This is a genomic window from Yinghuangia sp. ASG 101, assembly GCF_021165735.1.
Taxonomy (GTDB): domain Bacteria; phylum Actinomycetota; class Actinomycetes; order Streptomycetales; family Streptomycetaceae; genus Yinghuangia.
Genome location: NZ_CP088911.1, coordinates 2048059 through 2071666, shown reverse-complemented (window position 1 = coordinate 2071666; position 23608 = coordinate 2048059). Strand labels below are relative to the sequence as shown.

The window sequence follows — 23608 nt, the reverse complement described above, 5'->3', positions numbered from 1 at the left end:
CCTCGTAGCTTCATGACCAGCGGAAACGCCCGCGATACCGAGCAGGACACGAGACGAAGGATGGCCGCCATGACCGCCACGACCACCGATTACGCCGCCGCAGTCGAGCGCTACCTCGCGGTGTGGAACGAGCCCGACCCGGTCCGGCGCCGCGCCCTCGCCGAAGCCGCGTTCACCGAGGACGCCGCGTACACCGACCCGCTGGCCGACGTGGCCGGCCGCGACGCCGTCGACATGGTCGTCGGGGCGGTGCGGAACGAGTTCCCCGGCCTGACCTTCACCCTCGCCGGGCCCGTCGACGGCCACCACAACCTGGTGCGCTTCACGTGGCACCTCGGCCCCGAGGGCGGCGAGGCGCTCGCGATCGGCTTCGACGTCGCGGTGCTGGCCGAGGACGGACGGATCCGGACGGTGCACGGGTTCCTCGACAAGGTCCCGACCGGGAGCTGAGCCTCCGACGCGGGTGGCGCGCGCCGTCTCGGGCGCGCGCCCCCGCGGCCGGTCGCGTGGGCGCTCGCGGTGGGGCTGATGCGGGGGGCGCGCTTGTATCCGTGCTGAGGTTTCCGGGGCGCGTGGTGCTGGCGGGTGCTCGTGCCGTAGCGCGGTCGCGCGGGTGGGCCCCGCGCCTGGGCACGGTGCGTTCCCACCCCTCGCCGCCCACGAGCGCGGAGCCGGCTTCCGACGGCCCGCGTGCCCGTGTGCCCGCGCTGCGCGTTCGCCGTGGCGCACGCCGCGTCGGCGCCAACGGGATACCGCGCCGCGCGAACTTCGCCGCGGCTTACGCGCGGTGGTGCCTGTCGCACCCGAACTCCCCTGTTGTCTCACCGTGAGGGATCGCGCAATGACCGCTCGTGGCGAACCGTCAGCGGCCGTGCGTATCCCCCGTACGCGCGCCTCCACGCACTCCGTACCGAAAGGCACACTCCCATGTCCACGACCACGGCAACTCCCGGCGACACCATCCCCGTTGCGCCCGACGTCGGGGGGACGCGCACCGACATCGAGCCCGAACGCCCGTCGTGGGGACCGCTGGTGGTCCTGCTCGCGGGCGTATTCATCACCACGCTCGACTTCTTCATCGTCAACGTCGCGATCCCCGCGACGCAGTCCGACCTCGGAGCGAGCGCCGCCGCGATCCAGTGGGTCGTCGCCGGCTACGGGCTCGCGCTGGCCGCCCTGCTGATCACGGCCGGACGGCTCGGGGACATCCTCGGACGACGCCGCATGTACATGGTCGGGATGGCCCTGTTCACCGTCTCGTCCGCCGCGTGCGGGCTGGCCGGGAACCCGGAGGCGCTGATCGCCGCGCGCGTGGTGCAAGGCGCCTCGGCGGCCCTGCTCATGCCGCAGGTGCTCGGCATCGTGAACATCGTCTACACCGGCGCGACGCGGGCCCGGGCGTTCGTCGCGTACAGCCTGACCATCGGGCTCGCGGGCGTGTTCGGCCAGCTCATCGGCGGCGGGTTGATCGAAATCGATCTCTTCGGGATGGATTGGCGCAGCATCTACTGGATCAACGTCCCGGTGGGCGTCGCCGCGCTGCTGCTCACGCGGCGGCTGGTCCCCGAGTCGCGCGGCAGCGGAGGCACGCGTCTGGACGTCGGGGGCGTCGTCCTCGTCACCGCGGCGATGGTGGCCGTCGTCCTGCCGCTGGTGCAGGGCCGAGAACAGGGCTGGCCGCTGTGGACGTGGCTGTCGCTGGCCGCGGGCCCCGTCCTGCTCGGCGGCTTTGTCGCACACCAGCACCGGCTGCGGCGGCGGAGCGGTGCCCCGCTGGTCGACCTCGCGATGTTCCGCGAGCGGTCGTTCTCCGCGGGGCTCGGCGTGGTGCTCGCGTACCAGCTCACGACGGCGTCGTTCTTCCTGGTGCTCGCGCTGTACCTGCAGATGGGGCACGGCATGAGCGCCCTCGACTCGGGGCTGCTGTTCGTGACGCTCGGCGCCGGCTATTTCGCGGGTGCGACGCAGGCCACCAGGATCACCGCGCGGCTCGGCCGCCAGACGATCGCTCTCGGTGCGCTGTTGACCGCGGTGGGCTATGGGATTCTCGCGGCGACCGTGGCCGCGACCGGGGTGACCGGGTCGGTGGGCCTGCTGGTGCCCGGGCTGGTCGTCTCGGGGCTGGGGATGGGCGTCGCGCTGGCCCCGATGTCGGCGGTCGTCCTCGCGGGTGTGACGGCGCGCTACGCGGCGGCTGCGTCGGGTGTGCTGAACACCGCGCAGCAGGTCGGCAACGCGCTCGGGGTCGCGCTGATCGGCATCGTGTTCTACGGCGCACTCGACTCCGGTGCGTCGCCGAACGACTACGCGCACGCGTTCACGTGGGCGCTGATCCCGCTGGTGGCCTGCTGCACGGGGACGGCGCTGCTCGTCCAACGGCTGCCGCGGCCGGCGGAGGCGCCCGAGACGGCCGACGTGTGATCGAACGGTCACGCAAAAGTACTTATGTGGCGCGAATTCAGAGCGAGTTAGTCTGGATTTGACCGATCCCTTCCATGGCCCCCCGTGGGCCGCCTCACCCGCACCACCATCCGCAGGCCCCACCCGCCAATCCGTCGCACCCCACTTCCGCCCGGGAGGTCCGGCATGGAGCGCACCGAAGTTCGACTGATCTCGGTCCCCGGATACCCCTTCCCGGTGCGCGCGAGCGCCGGAGCGGAAGCACGCGCGGACGAGCTCGCCGCCCGCACCGAACGGGTCCTGGCCTGGATGACCGACGCCCTCCACTTCAGCCCCACGCTGCGGCTCAACGTCGTCGACGAGCGGGACTGGCATGCCGTCACCTCGATGCCGCTGTACGGCATGCCGCACGCCCACGACCACGAGATCGCCGTCGGCGCGGGGGAGGCACCGTTCTACCGCGAGCAGTTGGCGTCGTTCGCCCCGCACCTGAGCGCGGCCACGGCGGCGAACCTCCGCGAGGAGTACGGCGATCCGGCGTCGCTGCTCCCGTACTACGACGCGATCCACGTCCACGAACTGACCCACCTCTACCACCAGCAGGACTGGAACTCGTACCCGGACCTGTGGCTCGTCGAACTGCACGCGAACCTGGGCATGGTCGGCTATCTCAACGAGATGGAACCCGACATGCTGCCGGCGATGCACGCGCTGACCACGGTGGTCTACGACATGCCGCTCGAGTCGCTGCGCCACCGCGCCCTCGGCGACATGCGACAGGCCCTGGAGCACAGCCTGTTCAACTACGCCTGGTACTTCTTCCACCTGACCCTCGCGGCCGACGAACTGTGGGAGACCGGCGGCACGCCCCTGCTGCGCAGGCTGTTCGACTACGTGAGGGCCCGTCAGCACGCCGCGTTCCCCGGGCCGGTGACGCGCGAACAGATGTGGGCGGTGCACCCGGCGCTCGCCCAGGTCATGGACGAGTGGCCGAGCGGCGGCATCCCGGCGCTCATGGACCCGGCGATCCGTCCGGCGCAGCCCACCGGTTGACGCCGCGTCACCACCCGTACCACCACCACGACTTCACGAACGGCCCGATGTGCCCGCCGCCTTGCCCCGCGCAGCGGCGGGCACATCCGCTGCCCGCCCTCCATCGCGCCGGAAGCCCTTCGAACCTCTCGCCCCTCTCGCGCGTTGTCCGTTCGCCGTCTTCGGCGACGCGACCCGATCCGGCGTACCGTCGCCGTCACCGTCACCCCAGACCCGGACCACCAAGCGAGGGACGATGACCAATCTGGCCCCCGGCGCGAACCGCCCGCTACCCGACGGCGGCGTCACGCTGCGCGTTCCCGGCCCCTTCGACCTGTCCCTCCTCGTCACCGACGACAGCGGGCGTGTGCGCGGCGACGCCGACTTCGTGTTCTTCAACCAGACCACCGCGCCGGGCGTACGCCTCGACGGCGACACCGCGTCCGTCACCCCGCACGCCCTGCGCGCGGGCGCGACCCGCGTCACCCTCGTCGTCAGCCCCGCCGACCCCGCCGCCCGGCTCGGCTCGCTGCCCACCCCGTCACTCACCGTCACCGACCCGCGCGGCACCGTGCTGGCCGGCTTCACCCCGCACCCGGTCACGCACGAGCGCGTGCTGCTCCTCGCCGAGCTGTACGCCCGAGGCGGCGCGTGGAAGATCCGCGCCCTCGGCCAGGGCTACGCCGAGGGCCTGGCCGGAATCGCCCGCGACTTCGGCGTCGACGTCATCGACGAACCGGCCCCGGCCCCCTCCCTCGCCGCCTCCCCGCCCACCCTCACCCCCGACGGCACCAACCCCTTCACCGCACGCCCACCCGCCCCCCGCACCGCCCCACCCGTCCCCACAGCCCCACCTCCCACCCCCGCCTCCGACCTCACCCGCCTCCGTACCAAGGTCATCGCCCTCACCAACGCCGAACGCGCCCGCCACGGCCTCGGCGCCCTCACCCCCGAACCCCGCCTCACCGACGCCGCCCAGGCCCACAGCGCCGACATGGCCGTCCGCGACTACTTCGACCACACCGGCCTCGACGGCCGCCAACCCGCCGACCGCGTCCGCGCGACCGGCTACGACTACAGCCGCGTCGCCGAGAACATCGCCGCAGGCCAGAACACCCCCGCCGAGGTCGTCGAAGGCTGGATGAACAGCCCCGGCCACCGCGCGAACATCCTCACCCCCGAACTCACCCAAATCGGCATCGGCCTCGCCCACGGCGGCACCTACCGCACCTACTGGACCCAGGTCTTCGGCACCCCCCTCACCCGCCTCCCCGGCCTCCACTACACCTAGCCCCCCACCCACCCCCGAAATACCGCGTCGCAGACACCCTCCGAACCTTGCTATCGTTAACCCAGACAACGCGGCCCCGCCGCAGTCACGTCCGGGTGGCGGAATAGGCAGACGCGCTAGCTTGAGGTGCTAGTGCCCGCAAGGGCATGGGGGTTCAAGTCCCCCCTCGGACACGACGAGATCTCCATATCGTGGGCGTCGGGATCAATCTCGACGGTCACGGTATGGAGATTTTTGGCGTATGTGAGCGTCACGCCGATGCGCCGGTACAAGTCCTTTTTAGCATCCCGGTCGGCGTCGTGGAGGGCGTTCGCGCAATCCCCGAGTTCGGCGAGCATCGTCCGTAGTTCGGTCTCGTCCATCGGTTGGCGGGGGCGCCATGCGTCGATGACGGCTTGGGCGGTGGCGCGTTCGGCGGTGGTCTGGCGGGTCCATCCGGCGATGGTGGCGGCGTCGCCGCCCGCGTCGAGGGCGGTCTTGTATCCGGCGAGTTTGCGGTCGGCGTCGGCGACCTTCTGCCGTGCGGCGGTGACGGCCGCGTCCGCTTCCGGGTCGGTGTCCTGTTCGGCGAGCATCAGTGCGATGGTCTCGTCGCGGCGGTGCGGGGCGAACGCGCGGGCGAGCCATTTGTCGAGTGTGGGCAGGACGGCGGCTTCGCGGACGTATACCTGGAGCGGGTGGTTGACGTTGTTGGTGCGGGCGTATTCGGCGGCGTAGCGGCAGCGGTAGTACGCCTGGCCGTTGGACCAGTTGCCTTCCATTCTCCGTCCGCACAGGGAGCAGGTGACGCGGCCTTGGAGGACGTAGGTGTGCTTCGCGCGGCGGGTGCGTTTCTTCACCTCGCGTTGGGGGTTGGCGAGGAGGTTCTGGGCCTGGTCCCACAGTTCGCGGGTGACGAGGGGTTCGTGGACGGGGTTGGCGGACCAGACCCAGTCGTTCTCGTCGTTCCAGACGAGTTTGGTGGTGTGGCCGAGGGTGACGTCGTGGACGTCCAACAGCACCTCGACTTTGCGTTGGCGGTTCCAGACCTGGTGGCCGGTGTAGCGGGGGTTCTTCAGGATGGCGCGTACGGCGCTCTTGGACCATGCGAGTCCGGAGCGGTGCCGGTTGCGGGCGCGGTCGTGGGCGGACGGGCAGGGGATGTCGTCGGCGGTGAGGTGTTCGGCGATGGCGTAGATCCCGGCGCCGCGCAGGAACATCTCGAAGATCCGGATGACGACCCAGAACGCGTCGGGGTCCGGGGCGAGTCCGCGCAGGCGCCGTCCGTCGGCGGCTTTGTCCGGATGCGGGTGCGGCCCGAGGTCGACGAGCGTGTAGCCGTAGGGCGGGCGTCCGCCGAGGTAGCGGCCCTCGACGTTCGCCTGGGCCGCCATCGCGGCTTGGACGCGGAGGCGGATGCGGTTGCGTTCGCCTTTGGACATGCCGCCGAAGACGGTCATGATCAGGTCGTGGGCTTCGTTGTGCGGGTCGATCGCCCCGCCGACCTCGGGCACCCACAGCGGGACTTGGTAGTGGGTGAAGAGGGGGAAGGTGTTGCCGAACTGGTTGCCGTAGAACACGCGTTGCGGTTCGCCGATGACGACGGCGTCGAAGCCCCGGTTCGGGTTGGCGAGTTCCCGCAGGAGTTCGGCGGCGCGTGGGCGGCGCTGCCAGGGCAGGGCGCGGGTGCGGGAGACGTCGAAGTACTCGGCGACGATGGTCCCGCCGGTGGGGGCGATGCAGGCTTTGGCGCGGGCGATCTGCCAGTTGCGGGAGGCTTCGGGGTCTTGGTGGTCCTCGGTGGATACCCGCCCAGCGAAGGCGAAGCGCAGGGATGCGGGGGGCGTCAGGTCTAGAGACGGCGTGTTCATGGTCGCACCTCCGGTATGCGTGGTGGATGCGCCCGTGGTACCTCGACTCGTCGGTGAGCCTCCAGTCTGTGGTCGGGCGCGTGCGGGGCCGGGGCATCGGCCCTTGAGCCTCTACTTATTACGGAGGATCCGGCGGGGCGAAACGACAGCGTGCCCGCCTCCAATGCGGCGAAGGCATCCGATGAAGCCGCGTTCGCATCGGAATCAGCCGTCTGGGCCGGGGGGCGGGGCGCCGCTGCGGCGCCCCGCCCCCCGGGTGTCAGGTGGGCTTGGTGGTGTCGTCGACGTAGGTGATTGAGCCGCCGCCGCGGTTGCTGGGCGCGGGCATGCCGTACCAGCGGTCGTAGTACGGGTGCCCGGGGGCGACGGGGCGGCCGATGAGGGCGCGCTTGCCGTTGGGCATGGTGTCGATGTGGTCGATCTCGATGACGCAGCGCACCAGTTTGTCGTGCACGACCACGGCGAACTTCTCGCCGTCGGCCTGCTGACCGAGGCTCCAGCAGCCGCGTGCCGCCTGGTACGTCTCCTGGTCGGTCATCCCCGCGGCCCAGCCGCAGTACTCGCGCCCCAACTCGTCGTCCGGGCCCGCTTGGTGCCGGGACTGGATGTTGATCTGGATCACGGTTGTCCCCTCCCTCTACCGAACCGCCCGCCTGCGCGGGCAGCGGTCGAGTGTGTGCCGTGGTGTGGAATCAGCGAACTGTTGCAGCGGCCTGCGGATGCGGTGCGGACCCGCGCGGTTGGCCGCGGTAGACGCTGCCTGCTCGCCCGCGTCGAGTAGCCGTCAGGCTATTGGCCGCGGGGGGCGGGCGCCCCAATGGCCCGCCCCAGACCGATAAGTCCGCGGCCGAGCGGTGGTGTTACCGGGTTTGGTGCCGGGCATCCGCCGCGATGTGGGCCTCGTGCCGCTCGTGGTACATGCGAGCCGCCTCTTGCTGCGATGCCGGAAGCGAACGCAGCGCAGGGCTGCCGGTGTCGGCGCTGCCGCGGATGTCGTCGGCGCTCAAGCGGACCCCCGCCGCGACTGTGCTCTCGGCGGGGTCGAATTCGTACCAGGCGCCGAACTCGTTGTCGTCCTCGTCGTCTTCGGACGGGGTTCCCCGCCACTTGTGTCCCTCGAAACACCCGCTGTAGAGGCCGAGATCGAACCCCAGGTGGTAGTACGTACCGACTTCGAGCTGAGCGGGGTCGGAAACGGGCTCCCCGGTGCGGCCCCAGAGTTGAAAGAGTGCCTGCCGGTCGCCGCGGTCTGCGGCCTCTTCAAGGGCCTCCACCGTGCGGCGGTGGTCTTCAGCTTTCCGGCGTGCCGCGGCTCTGCCCTCTGGAGTGGCGTGTGGGAAGGAGACCGGTAGGCCGAGTTCGGTTTCGATGTTTGCCAGGTGCTCTTGGGCGAGGATCGTGCTCATGAGATTGTCGGCGGGGATGCCGTCGTCGAAGTACCAGCGGAACTCCGGCCGTCCGCGTGATCCTCTGATGATCGTGTAGGTCACCCCGCTTCCGTTGTCAAGCAAAGGGACATGGCGGGTGAAGCCCAGCAGACGGTCCGGGATCTCCGACGTCGGTTCGCTCTGGGTCGCGGTCGACGCGCTGTGCGGGAGCGCTCCCCGGCGGGCGAGGCGGGCATGCAATTCGTAGTGCTCGCGTAGGTCCCGCGGCACCGTGGCAACGAAGGCGTCGTTGATTCGGTGTGCTTTGCGCTGTGCCCAGGCCCGTATCGCTTGCGCTGCGGCCACGACCGCCGGAGCGAGCCACATCACGGTGACGGTGCCGAATTCCACTCCGTTGCACGTTCCGGTGGCGTCGTCGCCACCTCCGTAGCAGATCGACGCGTCTGGGTCCGGAGGCAGCGCCATGAAGAAGGCGATCACCGCTCCGACCGTCAGGAACCAAGTCACCCCGGTGACCTTTTGCAGGCGTCTGAGCCTGCGCAGCACCTTGCTGTCCGTCGTCATCGTTGTTTCCCCTCCCCTTGATGCCCGCAGCGGGGCGCGCCGCACGTTACTGTCCCGGCTGCGGCCCACGCCGGTAGCGTTCCGAGTGGGCTCGCGTTCCGCGAACAAGTCGGCGGCAGGGCGCCGTCGCCACTGTGTTGTCAGTAATTCCCTTGAGGGCTATGACGCTTGCTCATGGGAGCCCGCGAGAGCGAGGAACACTTTGGTGTCCTCGTCTTCGGGCAAGACCAAGATCTGCGCCAACCCGACAGGCGGTCCGATGACCACGGTGATGCCTTCGGAGCCTTCATCGGAGCGGACGCCCACGATGTACTGCCGCTCGATGTGATGCGTGTGGCCCTGGTCAGTGCTGAAAACGAGTGACCCGTCGGCTTTGACCACCGCAGTACCAGAACCGCCCGCGTACGCGAAGCTGACGCATGCGGTAATGGCGACCCGCCGGGCGATGCCATATCAGCCGAGATCCTGCTTCGGGATGACGTAGAGGGCTCGGTCGGCGAGGACGACCTCGACACGCGTCCCCTGGCCTTTCAGAATCTGATCCAGATCCCGGCTCGTCCTGTACAGGTCTGCGGCGGCTACGCTCTCGCCGGGCTCCAGCACCCGCTCGAGCCGGCCGTGCAAACTCGCGCGTGCGCGCCCAGCCAGCCCCTGCGACCACGACCGCCCTGTGTTCCCGCGCAATACTCCCACCCCACCAGACATGGAGACGCCGCCAAGAGCTGAACAGGCCAGGATATAACACAGCTGACTACAGATCAGCAGCCACCGGCCATGCCTGGCGGCAGCCAGATCGGTGGCGCGCCGACTCAACCCGTCGGCCCTACAGAGCCCACGAGGTGCCGATGCGTCCTCACGCCGACACAACCATGAACCTTGCCGGACCCCGGGGCAGGGAGTCTCTTGTCATCTCGTCGCTCGCCCGGCGTTACGGGCGACGTCAACTTGCAGTTGGGCAGCATGTCGATCTCATTCATGATTCTGACAGCCATCTACCTGGCGATCACTTTGATCGGCGGTTACGTCTATGGGGGATTCGGATTGGAGAAGGCGCGCCAAAAGGTTCTCTACATCCTTTTGGCAATCATATTTTCGGCCGGTTTGGCCTGGTATTGGAATGGCATGACGTTCAATTAGCGTCTCGTAGTCTCATTCGTGCAACCTGTAGATTTAATTTCACATGGCCTATTTCTCCGTCACCGGACCGTAGGCCCGGCGTGCAGGGGTAGTACTCCAGCCGCACTTCGTGATGGTGTCGGGAACCGGTGCGGCCACCGCGTGATCTTGGCGAGGTGTGTGGACTCGATTTGATCAGGCGGTGGCCGCGGGCCACAGGTTAGTGGACGTCGATCGCTGGAGCGTGCGGTTCGACGAGGTGATGGGACGGGTGGCGGGTCGGTTCTTCCGGGTGGAACCGCGTTCGACGGCGCGGGAGTTCGTGTCCGGGCTGCTGTCGTCGGTGGAGCGGAAGAACTGCTGGTGGCTGGCCGAGCAGGCCGGGCACCATCGGCCGGACGCGATGCAGCGGCTGCTGCGTTCGGCCCGGTGGGACGAGGACGGCGTCCGCGACGACATCCGCGACCTGGTCGTCGAACACCTCGGCGACCCCGGTGGGGTGCTGATCGTGGACGAGACCGGCTTCCTGAAGAAGGGCGCGCACTCGGCGGGCGTGCAGCGACAGTACTCCGGAACCGGCGGACGGATCGAGAACTGCCAGGTAGGGGTGTTCCTCGCCTACGCCTCCCGGCACGGCCGCGCGCTGATCGACCGGCGCCTCTACCTGCCCGAACACGGCTGGTGCGACGATCCCGGCCGCCGCGAAGCGGCCGGGATCCCGCCCGAGGCGGTGTTCGCGACCAAGCCGCGGCTCGCCGCGGACATGCTCGCCGCCGCACTCGACGCCGGCGTGCCGGCGCGATGGGTGACCGGCGACGAGGTCTACGGCCAAGACCCCCGCCTCCGCGCCGAGTTGGAGGACCGCGGTGTCGGCTACGTCCTCGCGGTGGCGTGCTCGACCCGGGTACGGATCAACGGCGGGCGCACCCCGGTCCGGGCGGACAAGGCCGCCGCCGCGCTGCCGGCCTCCGCGTGGCACACCCACAGCGCCGGCGACGGCGCGAAGGGCCCGCGCCGCTACCACTGGGCGTGGATCGCCCTCGACGGCGACGGACACCGCCGCCAACTCCTCGTCCGCCGCAACCGCACCACCGGCGAACTCGCGTTCCACCGCTGCTTCACCCCACACCCGGTCCCGCTGCCCGCGCTGGTGCGCGTCGCCGGGACCCGCTGGTCCATCGAGGAGTTGTTCCAGGCCGCGAAAGGCTGCGTCGGACTGGACCACTACCAAGTCCGCAACCACCGCTCCTGGAACCGCCACATCACCCTCGCGATGCTCGCCCTGGCCATCCTCGCCGTCACCGCAGCCGGACAACCCGACGACCCCGGCAGCGGCCGGATCAGGCTGACCGTCAACGAGATCCGCCGCCTGCTCGGCGCCCTACTCCTCACCCCGGCAACGACCGCGGCAACCGTCCTGGCCTGGTCCGACTGGCGCAGACAACACCAAGCCCGAGCCCGAAAAGCCCATTACCAGGCACGACTCCGCAGCTGATCACAAAGTGCGGCTGGAGTAGTAGGCGTCTTGGCAAGGAAGACCGGAGCAGACTCACCGCACATCGAACCTCCGGTTGGCGGAGACGACTTGGGAAGGTCGTCCGCGGCAACCGGGGCTTCGGTACTTGCTTGACGCCTTGCCGGAGTTCCGGTTCAACGTCGAGCTGGCCGGAATCCCTCCGATTCGGCGTCCGCGGCTGAATCGAAGCAGCGTTCGGCGTTGGTGCGCGTGTAGTAGGAGCCCCCGGGCAGGTGGTAGATACGTTCGCCCGCTGAGCTGATGTTTCCCTTGATCGGTACCGCGGCAGGGCAGTCCTGGGCGGTCGGGGGTTCCGGGCCGGTGCGCTCGTCTCCCGAACGGACGGCCCAGACGGTCAGGGCGATTGCCGTCACCGCTGCCGCGATTATGCCTGCGACCACGATGGGTGTGGTGCGTCGCGGTCGGGTGCTGGGCGTCGGTCCCGGTTCGCTTGCGGTAATGCGGTTGTCAATGGATTCCAGCAGGCGTTTGATCGTTGCGATCTCGGCGGCTGTGTGGGTCACGGCGGTAAGGACCTCTGTGCCGGTGTCGCGATTGGCAGGTCGTGCCGCAGGTGTGCTGTGGGACCGCCGCGTGGTGTCGCCGAACACATGTCGGGCCACGTAGTCGCCCAGCCAGAAGCAGCAACGCACTGACTCGGCTGCCTTGTCCGGGTCGGCGAAGTCTTCGTGCACCGCCTTGTTTCCGGATCTCAAGACAGTACGCATCTGCCGCACCGCTTGCCGACTGACCACGTCCGCGTCGCTCAACGCCTGGACGCGCTTGCCAAGCGAATCGACGCCTTGGCCGGTTCCGGTCTTGACGACGACAACTCGAACGAGTTCTTCGAGGAACTGCCGGCACTTGATCATCGCGTCGCCCGGCTCGTCAGCCAGGAACACCTCGGCGCGTGTCCCGTACGCCACGAGCTTCGGCGAAATCTCCAACAGGTAACCGAAGTTGGGAGAATTCTCGGCGAGTTCCCGGATACGCGCATCCACGTCCCGCACACTATCGACGCGGCCACGCCGCCTTCACCACGGGGACCGTCAGGGGCGGGGTTGGTGTTGCCCTGGGACAGGGCGCGGATGCGGGAGATGTCGAAGTACTCGGCAGTGACGGCGTGGCCGACGCGGGCGATGCAGGCTTGTACGCGGGCGGGTTACCAGTCGCGTGACGCTTCGGGGTCTTGGTGGTCCTCGGTGGAGACGCGTCCGGCGAACGCGAACCGCGGGGGTGCCGGGTCCGGGGTGGTGGCGGGGTTCGGGGGGTGTGGGGGTCACGGGCCGGGCTTTCGTCGGGGGCTGGGACGTCGCCCGTCGTACCTCGACTCAGCCGCTCGACTCCAGTCCGCCGTCGGGTGGTCTCGGGGCTGGTTCGGGCGGCGGGGCGGCGGGGTCGGGGGCGGTGTCGTGGCCGGTGCGGTGGGCGGCGACGGCGGTGAGCATGCGCAGCAGCAGCCGGGCGGTCTCGGCGTTCAGCGGCGGGTCGTGGTCGGGGAGGCGGATGCGGGGCGGGGTGTCGGACACGGCGTCCTCGATGACGGCGGGGCTCGGTGGTGAAGGGGGCCGCCGCGCCCGGCGGTTGCCGGGCGCGGCGGCTTTCGGGTCCGGCGGCTGCCGGAGCGTGGGTCAGGTGGTTGCGGGTCGGTGGTGGATGACGATGAGGTCGTCGAGGTCGGTGTAGGAGAACAGGACGGTGCGGCCCAGCACGGTGCAGGGGATCTCGCCGGCGGTGGCCTTGCGGCGCATCCAGTTGCCGCTGCGGCGCACCAGGGCGCCGGCCTCGTCCGGGGTGAGCAGCAGCGGGCGGCCGGGCTCGACGACCACGGTGGTGTCGGTGGTGAGGTCGGGCTCGGTCCAGGCGGCGGTGTCGTCGGTGTAGTTCACGGTGCTACCTCTTTCTTCTGTGTGGGTGTGGTGTGCGTTGGTGCGGTGGTGCGTCTGTGTGGTGCGTCCGGTGTGGTTTCGGGGTGGCCGTGCGGCGGTGGCCGGGGCCGGTGGGCGCTGTGCCGGGTACGGGCGCGGCTATGTCGTCGCGGCGACATGGCGGGTGAGGAGGTTGGTCGCGCCGGTGGCGGTGGTGTCGGCGGCGAGTTCGCGGAGGGCGTGGAGGGCTTGTTGGGGGACGACGCCGTTGCCGAGGGCGCGGAGTTGCGCGCCGCGGGGGATGCCGGGGACGGCGGTGACCCAGCCCGGGTCGGTGGACAGGCCCATCATCCATTCGACGAAGGCGGGGTTCAGGCGCGGTTTGCCGCGGGGCCCGGGGAGGACGGGGTGCGGGGGCGCCTGCCCGGTCAGGTCGGCCCAGCGGGTGACGGCGGCCTCGTAGGGTCCCCAGTCCCATGCGGCCTGGGCGGGGGTGTCCGTCGGGTGCGGGGTTTCGGGGGGTCGGGGGTGAGTGCGCTGCACAGCCCGCCGCGTTGGCGCGGTGAGCCTTTGGCGGCCTCGCTGGCGGTCGGGGTGGGCAGCAGCCGCTCCTGCGCGCCCGTGGCCGTGGTCACGGGCCGCCCGTGGGGCGGTCGGTCGGGTTCCAGTGTTCGAGTTGGTCGGCCAGGGTCGGTCCGTGGCCGGCCGTGCGGCGTTTGGCGGGTGGTTGGCTGCCGCCGTTTCGGCCGAGGTTCGCGGTGGGGGTGAGGAGCAGTGCCGGGGCGAAAGGAACGCCTCCCGAGGGGGCATGGACGGGCCGTGCCCGTGCCCGTGGGTGCGGTGGCGGGGTGCGTGGCGATGGTGGTGATCACGGTGGGCAGGTCGTCGCGCTGCGCCGGTCCGTACGCGTCCCGGGCAAGAGGCGTGGGCAGCCTGCGGCCGGTGCGGTGCGGGCCACGCGGTGAGGAAACACCGCGCCCTTTGGTGCGGCGCCCCGACGTCGCAGGCGCGTACGCTCGTCCACTGCGCGTCATACCCCGTTTCGGCCAGTCCGGCGAGGACGGTGTCGAGTCCTCGCCGTCGCAGGGCGGCGACGTTCTCCACGACCAGGAGGCCGGGGCGAAGCGCGCGAACGGCGTCCAGGACGGTGAACCACAGTCCGCTGCGCGTGCCATGGGCGATCCCTCCTCCTGTTCCGGCGAGCGAAATGTCCTGGCAGGGGAACCCGGCGGTGACGATGTCCACCGGCGCGGTGGCGGCGATGTGCGGCCAGTCGACAGTGCGGATGTCGCCGAGGTTCGGCGCCCCGGGGAACCTCTCGGCGATCACCGCGGAGATGTGCTTGTCGTCGTCGGCGCACCAGGCCCACGTCGCGGTGGGGAACAGCTCCGCGACGGCGAGGTCGAGTCCCCCATAGCCCGTGCATAGCGAGCCCACCGACAGGGACCGGGCACTCCCGCGCCGGTGCCGACGCGCGCTGTGCGAGATCATCGCGGCACCGCCGCGCGCGGTTGGGGCCCATCGGGCTTGGCCTGAACACCCTTGGGTTCACGGGAACTTCCGGGAAGCGCGACCTTGGCCAGTATGAGGACGTCCTCGTGCACGATCACGGCTTGGGGGTTGCCGGCCTGGGCGGCGGTGCGGGCGTTGTGGAGGGCGAAGAACGAGGGACGGGGGATGAGTTCGCCGTCGCGGATCGCGGCGAGGAGCGCGACGCACCGCTCCTCGAAGACCAGTCCGGCGGCCTGTCCGCATGCGGCGGCCAGGCCGGGCAGGTCGATCAGCTCTCCGCCGCGCCGCCACGGGCGGGTGGTGACGACGACGTGTCCGCCCGGGCGCAGCACAGCAGCGCAACCAGTGAGGATGTCGGTGAATCCGTCGAGGAGCCGGGCGAGGGGCTGGTGGGCGAGGTTGGCCCGGTCGGTGCCGTAGGCGTCGTTGAATTTGTGGACGCCGGGTTCGCCGCTGTCGCGGGTCGAGCGGACCCGGCCGTGGACGGACGCGCCGTACGGGGGCGAGGTGACCACCAGCGCGAACCGGCCGTGCAACTCGGGTGGGATGACGGTGGGCAGCGATCGGGCGTCGCCGATGAGGATCTGGCCGTGTCCGGGGGCGCCGCTGCGTTCGGCGAGGGCGAGGTTCTCGGCGGCGGCCTGGGCCCATCTGGGCTCGTATTCGATGCCGAGTCCGTTGCGGCCGGCGTGGGCGGCTTCGACGAGGGTGGTGCCGGTGCCGCACATCGGGTCGAGGACCCAGTCTCCAGGTCGGGTGTAGGTGGTGATGGCGTGGGCGGCGATGGCGGGGAGCATTTTGGCGGGGTGCGCGGTGGAGGCGCGGGTGTAGCGTCCCCGGCGTTGGGCGGGGGCGTTGCGCTGCGCGGTGGCCCACACCGAGCACGGCCCCTTCACGGAACTGACGTCCATTAGCGGGCTCCTGACGGGGTGTCGGGCGCGGGGGCCCGGAAGACGAGCAGGTCGGTGTGGACCGGCGCGTGCCCCGGCGCGGGGACCGACCGGCGGGTGCGCGAGACGGGGGCGGGGGCGTTGCCGGGATGGGGGACGATGCGGTCGCCGTCGGCGTGGCCGTTGACCACGATCAGGTGCTGGATGTAGGCGAGGCCGAGGGCCCCGGCGGCGCGGACGACCGGGCCGCAGGTCTCCTCGGCGGTGTCCGGGTCGGACGCGGTCACGGTGAACAGCCAGGCGCCGGGCGGCAGTGTCTCGGCGGCGGTGTGGAGCACCGCGACCGCGCGGGGATCGCCCGGCAGGGGCGCATTGGTGAGGTCGACGATGATCCCGGCCGTCGCGTCGGCCCAGCGGGGCAGGGCGAGGGGGCCGTCCGCGGCCGGGCGCCACAGCCGCAGCCGTCCGCTGCCGGAGGCGTAGACGCCTGCGAGGCGGGAGAGCGCCCAGCTCGGCAGCGCGAACGCGTCGCTGTCGGGGGCGTGTTGCCGGGGGGTGGTGTCGGGGGTGCGTGGGGCGAGCCAGACGGTGACGGGGACGTCGAGCCGGTGGGCGGGGTCGGGGGGTTCGGGTGTGGCGGTGGGCTGGGGCATGGGCAGGTCGGGCCCGAGGGTCGTGCCGGTTCGCGCTGACTACCTATAACGGAGGATCCGCGGCCTGGAAACGACACCTGCCGCCGCGGGAATTCCTCGTTGTTATCGAATCGTGTCGTTGGGCGGCGAAGGCGGTCATGCGGGTTTTCGTGCCGACGGGGCCTGGTCGTATGGGGTGAACGTGCTGGGTGTCGCCGGGTGGCTGCCCCCATGAGACGGCTGCGCCGGGCCCGCGTCGAGCCGTCGGCCATCGGCGCCGTAAGCGAACGACAAGGTCGTGTGCCGACCGACCCGGCCCGCGCGGGCCGGCACCGGCCCGGCCGAGTCCGCCGTCCGAGGACAAGCGTGTCTCTCGGCCGCGCGGACCGGTTTGCGGTTCCTCCGAGTTCGTTCGTGCTTCTCCTGCAGGTGTGCGCGGCCCGTGCGCCGTAGGGGTCCTGCCCGGTGCGGCGCGGGCGTCTGCGCGGGTCGCCCGGGCTGTACGACCTGGTTGGCCACCTGCCGGCCGGTTGCGCGCCGGCGGGTCCCGCTGCAACGGACGCGCCTGCGGGCGTGGCGTTCGCGCAGGCCAGCGCGCGTTGCACAGCCTGGTTGACCAGTTGCCGGCCACTTGTCGGCCGGTTGCGCCGGTTGCGGGGTACGGCCGCGTCGGGTGCCGTGCCGTGCCGTACCGGGCCGCAGCATCGGTGTGCCCGGTGGTGGGGTGCGGTGCTGCGGTGTGCGGGGCGGAGCGGCTGTCGGTGGGCGACCGGCTGGCGGGTGGTCGGCGGGTGGCCGGGAGGTGGCCGGGGACCGGCGCGCAGCTGGCAGGCCGGGATGGCGGCCTGGGGCTTCCCTGTCCGCCTCGTCCTTGAGGAGCCGGCCCATGTCCCGTGTCCTGTCTTCCGGTTCGTTCGCCCCGTCCGTGAGCGGCGGGGTGTCGCCGAGGCCGCCGTTCGCGCACCTGGAGGCCGCGTTCGCCGTGTTGGCCGCCGAACCAGCGCCGCTGGCGCTGCCGTTGGACGGCGGCCTCACGCCGGTCGGTGACCTGGCGGCGCGGGGTGTGCTGCCGGGCCGTTCGCCCGCCCCGGCCGGGTGGGCGGACCGGGTGTGGTCGCAGGTGATCGGTCGTGTGCGGGCCCAGGAGGCGGCGTGGGCGGTGGCGGCGGCCGGGTTGGCGTTGCCGGGGTTGCGGCGTACTGAGCGGCGGTTCGGCCGCCTGGATCCGGACGACCGCGACGATGTGCAGCAGGAGCTGCTGGCCGCGTTCCTGACGGCCGCGCACACCCTGGACACCGGCACGCCGCAGATCGCGCGGCGGCTGCTGCGCGCGGCGGACCGGGCGGGGCAGGCGTGGGCGCACCGGCACCGCACCCTCGCCGCCTGGGAAGCGCCGCTGCTCGGCGGCGTGTTCCCCGGCGACCGTATGCTCGCGGGCCGGGCTCCGGCCGGGCACCCGGACCTGGTCCTGGACCGCGCGGTCCGCGCCGGCGTCCTGGACGCGGGCGAGCGCGACCTGATCGGCGAGACCCGGCTGGGGGCGGCGGGGTGCGCGCCGCTGGCGGCGGCGTGCGGCCAGACGTCGCGGCGGGTGCAGCGCCGCCGCAAGCGCGCCGAACGACGCCTGGCCCAGGCCCTGCGCGACCACCGCGTCTGATCCCTGTCCGCCCCGGGGAAGTCCCTGCCGCGTGGACGGACGTCCTTACGGCGTTGATAAGACGACGGTTCGGCGCGGGCCCCGACACATCCGCCCCGCGAGTACGGCAACACCCGGCAAGACCAGGCATGTTCACCTCATGCGACCAGGTTCGCCGGCGAGGAATCCCGCACGACCGGGTCCGCTGTCCAACGACACGATCCGATAACGACGGACACGGATTTCGGGTGCCGGTGTCGTTTCGGGCCTCGAAATCCTCCGTTATAGGTGACCGGCCGCTTCCGGGCCCGCCTCCATCCCTCCCCGTACGGGCGGCCGGTCGCTTCTCCGGTGCCGGGGCCCGTGGTGGTCCCGGCTCCGGGGGCGGGTGTCCTGGTTCGCGCTGACACCCGAGCCGCCGCCGCACGCCGCCCCTCTGAGAGGAGGTCCGGCGCCCGAGGCCAGCCCGCCCCCGGACCGCACTCCGCAACCCGCCCCGACACCGGACCCGCGCATCTCCGTGCCCCGGGGGCCCGCTCCCTTTCATCCCGCTCGTGATTCCCGCGGCCTTGCCGCGTCGAGGAGGCCGATCCAGGTGACCCGACTGCGCCCGTTCCGACGCCGCCCGCGCATTCCGCGCATGCGACTTCGCTTCCGCCGCGTGCTGTGGCCGACCGTGCCCGCCGCGGTGCTGCTGGCCCTCGCGGACGTCCAGTCCGCGTACGCGGTCAACTCGATCCCGGTGGTGATCGAGAACACGAGGAACTGGATCACCGGGATCCTCGCCGCGACCGCGACACTGTTTTTGACGATCGGCGGGCTGCGGTACCTGCTCGCGGGCGGGGACCCGGGCGAGGTGGAGAAGGCCAAGTCCGCGCTGAAGGCCGCCGCGATCGGCTACATGCTCGCCGTCCTCGCCCCGATCATTTTGCAGATCCTCCAGGGCTTCGTCGGCGACACCACCCCGACCGCGCCCGAAGCGCCGCCGCCGGTCGTGTGAGGCGGTCGGCCGTGTCCCGAACTCCCCACGCCCGCGCCCGCGTCGGCCGCGCGGTCCTCGCCGTCACCGCGCTCGCCTTCGTGCTGTCGATTTCGGCGGGCTCCGCCGCGCACGCCGATCCGACGCCCACGCCCCTCCCCACACCGACTCCCGCGCCTGTCGCCCCGGGGGTGGATCCGAACACCCCGCTCACCCCGGTGTTCAATCCGTTCGATCCCCGCGAATGGGCCAACGCCATCGGCGGGTGGATGTCCGGCGGCGGGCCCGGCGGCTTCAACATCGTCGGCCTGGTCGTGAACGCAGTCACCGGGCTGCTCGGCAAACTCGTCGAGGACGCCGCGCAACCGCTGTTGGACATGCTCGGCAAGACCCTCCTCGCGACGCCGGACCCGTCCGCGAACCCGTCGATCCGCAGCGTGTGGGAGACCTCGCTCGCCATCACCGCCGGAATCTACGGCCTGTTCATCCTCGCGGGCGGCGTCACGATCATGGCCTACGAGTCCGTGCAGACCCGGTATGCGGCCAAGCAGATCGGGCCGCGCCTGGTCACCTCGTTCCTGGTCGCCGCCGCGTCCATGGAGTTGATGCACCACGTGGTGGCGATCTCCAACGCCGTCGCGCAGGACATCCTCGGCGAAGGCGTCGACGGCCGCGGCCTGGTCTCCGAACTCTTCAACCCCCTCACCGGCGGACTGTTCCTCCTCCTGCTGGTCGTCGTCCAGTTCGCCGTCGTCGTCGCGGTGCTCATCGGATTCATGGTCCGCACCGCTCTCGTGATGCTCCTCGCCGCGTGCGCGCCGCTCGCGCTCGCGTGCCACGCCTCACCGGCGACCGAGGGCCTGGCGCGGCTGTGGTGGCGGGCGTTCGGCGGTTGCCTCGCGATCCAGCTCGCCCAGGCGGTCACGCTGATCGTGGGCGTGCGGACGTTGTATGGGCAGGGTGACGGCAGCCCGTTCGGGTTCCCCACCGCGAACGGCCTCGGCGCGGTCCTGGCCGGCCTCGCTTTGTTTTACATCCTGTTCAAGACCCCGTCCTGGGCGACCCGGATCATCTTCCAGTCGGTACCGCGGGGTTCGGGCGGGGTGATCCGTCAGGGCATGCGCATGTGGATGTACTGGCGCCTCGGCAACCAGGCCGCCGACTGGTGGAGGAACCGCCGCAACCCCGCCCCCGCACCCGGTGGCGGTGGCGGGCCCCAGGCCCAGCCCCGTCGCCGCGGCGGCGGTGGTGGAGGCGGTCGGGGCGGGCCTCGACGTCATGGAGGAGGCGGGGGTGGCGGTGGGGGTGGCGGGGGTGCTCCCCGGCGCCGGGGCGGCCCCGGGGGCAGGCGTGGGCCCGGTGGAGGCGGACCCGGCGGTCAGCGCGGGCCGGGCGGCGGTGGCGGTGGTCAAGGTCCGCGACGCCGCGGTGCGGGCAACGCACCCGCGGCCGGGCACGGCAACAGCCCCGCGACGCCGGGACCAGCCCGCACGCCGGGCACCCCAAATCCCGGAGCAGGCCCACCGGCCCCCGCAGCCCCACCGCGACACCCCGTGCCGAACTCTCCCGCCCCCGGCGGCACGCCGCCGCGGGCGGCACCGCCTGCCCCGCCGCCGAACCCCAGGCGGCCGGGCCGCAAGACCACCAAAGCGACGCCCGCCCGCCCCGCCCCGGACCCGTCGTCCGGCACACGCCGCACACGGCCCGCGGCGACCGCCCCGACGGCGCGAGGAGCCGCGAGCACCACGGCAGGCGCCGGCGCGACGCCTGCTCCCGAGGCGAACGCCCCCGCAGGCTCCGGTCGGCCCGCCCCGCGCCGCGGTCCCGCTGCCGCGCCGCAACCGCCCGCTTCCCCGCCCGGCCCGCCGCGCGCGGCCAGCGCACGCCCGGCCGCCGCGCGCCCCGCGCCCGCGGTGCCCGCACCGCCTGCGCCCGGCGCGGCTGCGGCTTCCCCTCCCGGGCTGTCGGCGAGGCGTGCGGTTCCGCCGCCTGCCGTCACACAGCCCGCACCGCTCCCGCCGCGCCCGAGGAACCGTCCGATCCGCCTGATGACCCTGCGCCTGCCCCTCGAACCACCCGACCCCGGGCCCGACTCCGACCGGAGATGACATCGCGATGACCCAGCCCCCCTACCTCGACGACGGCGCGACCGCGCCCGTGCGCATCCCCGCGATCGAACAGGACGACCGGATCCTGGGCCCGTTCACCGCCCGCCAGGCCGCCTGGCTCACCGCCGTGTTCCTGCTGCTGTGGGCCGGGTGGCTCCTCACCCGCAGCCTGGTGCCCGGCGTGGTGTACCTGGCGTGCGCCGCACCCCTCGCCGCCGTGGGCACGGTCGCGGGGTTCACCCGCCGCGACGCGCGGCACCTGGACCAGTGGCTGCTCGCCGTGTTCCGGCACGCCCGCGCCCCCAAACGCCTCGCCCCCGCCCCCGACACCCCGACCTCCTACCCCGACTGGATCGACCCCGAGCTGACCCGCCAGGCCGGCCCCGACCCCGCACCTTTGGCCCTGCCCGCCGACGACGTCGACGAGACCGGAGTCCTGCGGCTCGGCAAGGACGGCGCGGCGGCGCTCGCGGTATGCGGCACCGTCAACTTCGCCCTGCGCACCAGCCCGGAACAGGCCGCCCTCGTGGGCGCGTTCGCCCGCTGGCTGAACGCCGCCACCGGACCCGTGCAGATCCTCGCGACCGCCCGGCCCGTCGACCTGTCCGGCCACGTGCACGCGTTGCGCGAGCGCGCGGGCGGGCTTCCGCACCCCGCGCTGGAGGACGCGGCACTCGACCACGCCGACTTCCTCGACCGCCTCGCCGACGGCCGCGACCTGCTGGAACGCCGCGTCGTCCTCGCCCTACGCGAACCCGGCCGCACCCACGCGGCGGCCGACCGCGCCGCAGGCCGCGCCCAGGAGGCCGCTCGCGCCTTGGCCGCCGCCGAGCTGGCGGTCCGCCCACTGGACGCGCGGCAGACCGCGGCGATCCTGGCCGCCGCCCTGGACCCGAACACCCGCCCGGTCGACAGCCACCACGACCACACCCCGCCCACCGTCATCGGAGGAACACCGTGACCCGCCTCGCACGCACCCTTCTCCGCCGTACCCGTGTTCGTCGGCGCCGCGACGACCCTGGCTCCGAATCCTCAGGTATCGCAAACTGGTTGGGGCCGGACGCGGTCGAGGTCCGCCCCCGGTTCGTCGCCGTCGGCGACCAGCTCGCCGCCACCCTCGTCGTCACCGGGTACCCCGCCGAGGTCAGCCCCGGCTGGCTGGAGCCGCTGCTGTCCTACCCCGGGCGCGTGGACGTGACCGTGCACATCGACCCGGTTCCGGTGCCCGTCGCGGCGCAGCGGTTGCGGCGGCAGCGGGCGCGGTTGGAGTCGACGCGGCGGGCGGAGTACGGGCGCGGCAAACTCGACGACCCCGAGACCGAAGCCGCCGCGGCCGACGCCGCCGACCTGGCGTACCGGGTCGCACGCGGCGAAGGCCGGTTGTTCTCCGTCGGCCTCTACTTGACCGTCCACGCCGACGACGAGGAAACCCTCGCCGAGGAGTTGGCGTCGGTCCGCGCGGTCGCCGAGTCGCTCTTGCTGCGGGTGGCCCCGGCGACGTTTCGGTCGTTGCGTGGGTGGTTGACGACGCTGCCGTTCGGCCTCGACCTGCTGGGGGTGCGCCGCACGTTCGACACCGCCGCGTTGGCGGCGTGCTTCCCGTTCACCAGCCCTGACCTGCCCCCCGCCGACCCCGTCGCGGGCGGCGTCACCGACACGGCGGTACTGTACGGCGCGAACACTGCGTCGACCTCTTTGGTGTTGTGGGACCGGTTCGCGGCCGACAACCACAACTCCGTGACCCTCGCGCGGTCCGGTGCGGGGAAGTCGTACCTGACGAAACTCGACCTGCTGCGGTCCCTCTACCAGGGCGTCGACGCGCTCGTCGTCGACCCGGAAGGCGAGTACACCCGCCTCGCCGACGCGGTCGGCGGGACGGTGGTGCGCGTCGGCGCGCCCGGCGTCAGGTTGAACCCGTTCGACCTGCCCGACGCGCTGACGGCCGGGGCGGACGCGCTGACCCGCCGCGCGCTGTTCGCGCACACCGTCCTCGCGGTCCTGCTCGGCGGTGACGTCACCGCAGGCGAGCGGGCCGTACTCGACACCGCGATCCTGGCCGCCTACCGCGGCGCGGGCATCACCGCCGACCCGCGCACCTGGGCCCGCCCGGCACCGCATCTCGCCGACCTGCAAGGCGTGTTGGACGCCCACGGCACCGCCCCGGGCCGGGATCTCGCGGCGCGGCTGGCGCCGTTCACGACCGGGTCGTGGGCCGGGCTGTTCGACGGGCCGACCACCACGCAGCCCACCGGGCATCTGGTCGTGTTCGACCTGCGGGACCTGGCCGATGAGCTGAAGACCGCCGGGATGCTGCTCACGTTGGACGCGGTGTGGGGGCAGGTCGCGAACCCCCGCGACCGCCGGCGCCGCCTGGTCGTCGTCGACGAGGCGTGGCTGCTGATGCGCGAAGGCGAAGGCGCCAAGTTCCTGTTCCGCATGGCGAAAGCCGCGCGCAAGCACCAGGCCGGGCTCGCGGTCGTCACCCAGGACGCCGCCGACGTCCTCGGCTCGGACCTCGGCCAGGCGGTCGTCGCCAACGCGGCCACGCAGGTGCTCATGCGCCAGGCTCCCCAGGCGATCGGTGCGGTCGCCGACTCCTTCGGACTCTCGGCCGGGGAGGCGGAGTTCCTGCTGTCCGCGCCGCGCGGCGAGGGGCTGCTGCTCGCCGGGTCGCACCGCGCCTCGTTCGCCGCGCTGGCCTCGGATGCCGAGGACGCGCTGTGCCGGGGCCTGGAGTTCGCCGCGTCCGAGCCGGGAGCCGACACGCCGTTCGGCGGTCTCGGATACGGCGACACCGACGACGACCTGTAAGTGCCCCCGCCCCCG

General features: G+C 72.0%; 20 protein-coding genes, 1 tRNA gene and 2 pseudogenes. 13 read left to right on the top strand and 10 right to left on the bottom strand.

The genetic code is table 11. The features are described 5' to 3' along the window. Positions 1 to 69: 69 nt before the first annotated feature. The 5 genes from LO772_RS08485 to LO772_RS08465 all read left to right on the top strand — a co-directional run bounded on the left by LO772_RS08485 (position 70) and on the right by LO772_RS08465 (position 4896). Entirely contained in the window at positions 70 to 450 is a 381-nt protein-coding gene (locus LO772_RS08485) for a nuclear transport factor 2 family protein (RefSeq protein ID WP_231777770.1), read from the top strand. A gap of 477 nt (positions 451 to 927) precedes the next feature. Continuing rightward, the gene (locus tag LO772_RS08480) at positions 928 to 2421 is read left to right on the top strand and encodes an MFS transporter (RefSeq protein ID WP_231777769.1); all 1494 of its coding nucleotides are present in this window, start codon (positions 928 to 930) and stop codon (positions 2419 to 2421) included. A gap of 165 nt (positions 2422 to 2586) precedes the next feature. Beyond that, entirely contained in the window at positions 2587 to 3453 is an 867-nt protein-coding gene (locus LO772_RS08475; RefSeq protein ID WP_231777768.1) for a hypothetical protein, read from the top strand. A 235-nt stretch (positions 3454 to 3688) separates the two neighbouring features. After that, the gene (locus tag LO772_RS08470; protein WP_231777767.1) at positions 3689 to 4723 is read left to right on the top strand and encodes a CAP domain-containing protein; all 1035 of its coding nucleotides are present in this window, start codon (positions 3689 to 3691) and stop codon (positions 4721 to 4723) included. An 89-nt stretch (positions 4724 to 4812) separates the two neighbouring features. After that, positions 4813 to 4896 (top strand) — tRNA-Leu (locus LO772_RS08465). 564 nt (positions 4897 to 5460) lie between these two features. Here LO772_RS08465 and LO772_RS08460 read toward each other — a convergent pair. The 3 genes and pseudogenes from LO772_RS08460 to LO772_RS08450 all read right to left on the bottom strand — a co-directional run. Continuing rightward, positions 5461 to 6573: pseudogene (locus LO772_RS08460) on the bottom strand (recombinase family protein); the annotation flags it as partial. A gap of 259 nt (positions 6574 to 6832) precedes the next feature. Continuing rightward, positions 6833 to 7195 (bottom strand): hypothetical protein, encoded by a 363-nt coding sequence (locus LO772_RS08455; protein WP_231777766.1) that lies wholly within the window; start codon positions 7193 to 7195, stop codon positions 6833 to 6835. 238 nt (positions 7196 to 7433) lie between these two features. Next, positions 7434 to 8525, bottom strand: coding sequence for a hypothetical protein (locus LO772_RS08450; RefSeq protein ID WP_231777765.1), 1092 nt, complete (start codon positions 8523 to 8525; stop codon positions 7434 to 7436). Between the two features lie 174 nt (positions 8526 to 8699). Here LO772_RS08450 and LO772_RS08445 point away from each other — a divergent pair, with 174 nt between their 5' ends. The 3 genes from LO772_RS08445 (at position 8700) to LO772_RS08435 (ending at position 11136) form a co-directional block, all read left to right on the top strand. Then, positions 8700 to 8888 carry a hypothetical protein gene (locus LO772_RS08445; RefSeq protein ID WP_231777764.1) on the top strand — a complete coding sequence of 63 codons (189 nt, stop codon included), beginning with the start codon at positions 8700 to 8702 and terminating at the stop codon, positions 8886 to 8888. Positions 8889 to 9428: 540 nt separating this feature from the next. Beyond that, on the top strand, positions 9429 to 9662 hold the full coding sequence (locus tag LO772_RS08440; RefSeq protein WP_231777763.1) for a hypothetical protein: 234 nt from the start codon (positions 9429 to 9431) through the stop codon (positions 9660 to 9662). 202 nt (positions 9663 to 9864) lie between these two features. Beyond that, positions 9865 to 11136 carry an IS701 family transposase gene (locus LO772_RS08435; RefSeq protein WP_443089445.1) on the top strand — a complete coding sequence of 424 codons (1272 nt, stop codon included), beginning with the start codon at positions 9865 to 9867 and terminating at the stop codon, positions 11134 to 11136. Between the two features lie 155 nt (positions 11137 to 11291). Here the strand turns inward: LO772_RS08435 and LO772_RS08430 are convergent, their stop codons facing one another. The 7 genes and pseudogenes from LO772_RS08430 to LO772_RS08405 all read right to left on the bottom strand — a co-directional run bounded on the left by LO772_RS08430 (position 11292) and on the right by LO772_RS08405 (position 16080). After that, on the bottom strand, positions 11292 to 12158 hold the full coding sequence (locus LO772_RS08430) for a sunset domain-containing protein (RefSeq protein WP_231777762.1): 867 nt from the start codon (positions 12156 to 12158) through the stop codon (positions 11292 to 11294). A gap of 330 nt (positions 12159 to 12488) precedes the next feature. Continuing rightward, positions 12489 to 12686 carry a hypothetical protein gene (locus tag LO772_RS08425; RefSeq protein WP_231777761.1) on the bottom strand — a complete coding sequence of 66 codons (198 nt, stop codon included), beginning with the start codon at positions 12684 to 12686 and terminating at the stop codon, positions 12489 to 12491. A gap of 102 nt (positions 12687 to 12788) precedes the next feature. After that, the gene (locus LO772_RS08420) at positions 12789 to 13046 is read right to left on the bottom strand and encodes a helix-turn-helix domain-containing protein (RefSeq protein WP_231777760.1); all 258 of its coding nucleotides are present in this window, start codon (positions 13044 to 13046) and stop codon (positions 12789 to 12791) included. A 138-nt stretch (positions 13047 to 13184) separates the two neighbouring features. Beyond that, on the bottom strand, positions 13185 to 13568 hold the full coding sequence (locus tag LO772_RS08415; protein ID WP_231777759.1) for a hypothetical protein: 384 nt from the start codon (positions 13566 to 13568) through the stop codon (positions 13185 to 13187). Between the two features lie 423 nt (positions 13569 to 13991). Continuing rightward, positions 13992 to 14516: pseudogene (locus tag LO772_RS36250) on the bottom strand (DNA cytosine methyltransferase); the annotation flags it as partial. Further along, positions 14513 to 15448 carry a TRM11 family SAM-dependent methyltransferase gene (locus LO772_RS08410; RefSeq protein WP_231777758.1) on the bottom strand — a complete coding sequence of 312 codons (936 nt, stop codon included), beginning with the start codon at positions 15446 to 15448 and terminating at the stop codon, positions 14513 to 14515. The pseudogene LO772_RS36250 and the gene LO772_RS08410, both read right to left, overlap by 4 nt. Then, positions 15448 to 16080: a hypothetical protein gene (locus tag LO772_RS08405; RefSeq protein WP_231777757.1), complete on the bottom strand. Its 633-nt coding sequence runs from the start codon at positions 16078 to 16080 to the stop codon at positions 15448 to 15450. The genes LO772_RS08410 and LO772_RS08405 overlap by 1 nt, the downstream gene beginning before the upstream one ends. An 865-nt stretch (positions 16081 to 16945) precedes the next feature. On the opposite strand from LO772_RS08405, the gene LO772_RS08400 reads away from it, so the two are divergent. The 5 genes from LO772_RS08400 (at position 16946) to LO772_RS08380 (ending at position 23593) form a co-directional block, all read left to right on the top strand. Then, on the top strand, positions 16946 to 17716 hold the full coding sequence (locus LO772_RS08400; protein ID WP_231777756.1) for a hypothetical protein: 771 nt from the start codon (positions 16946 to 16948) through the stop codon (positions 17714 to 17716). A gap of 619 nt (positions 17717 to 18335) precedes the next feature. After that, on the top strand, positions 18336 to 18695 hold the full coding sequence (locus tag LO772_RS08395; RefSeq protein ID WP_231777755.1) for a pilin: 360 nt from the start codon (positions 18336 to 18338) through the stop codon (positions 18693 to 18695). Positions 18696 to 18706: 11 nt separating this feature from the next. Then, positions 18707 to 20782: a hypothetical protein gene (locus tag LO772_RS08390; protein ID WP_231777754.1), complete on the top strand. Its 2076-nt coding sequence runs from the start codon at positions 18707 to 18709 to the stop codon at positions 20780 to 20782. A gap of 7 nt (positions 20783 to 20789) precedes the next feature. Beyond that, a complete protein-coding gene (locus LO772_RS08385) occupies positions 20790 to 21743 on the top strand; it encodes a PrgI family protein (RefSeq protein ID WP_231777753.1) in 954 nt (317 codons plus the stop codon). 89 nt (positions 21744 to 21832) lie between these two features. Beyond that, positions 21833 to 23593: a VirB4 family type IV secretion system protein gene (locus tag LO772_RS08380; RefSeq protein WP_231777752.1), complete on the top strand. Its 1761-nt coding sequence runs from the start codon at positions 21833 to 21835 to the stop codon at positions 23591 to 23593. Positions 23594 to 23608 lie beyond the last annotated feature (15 nt).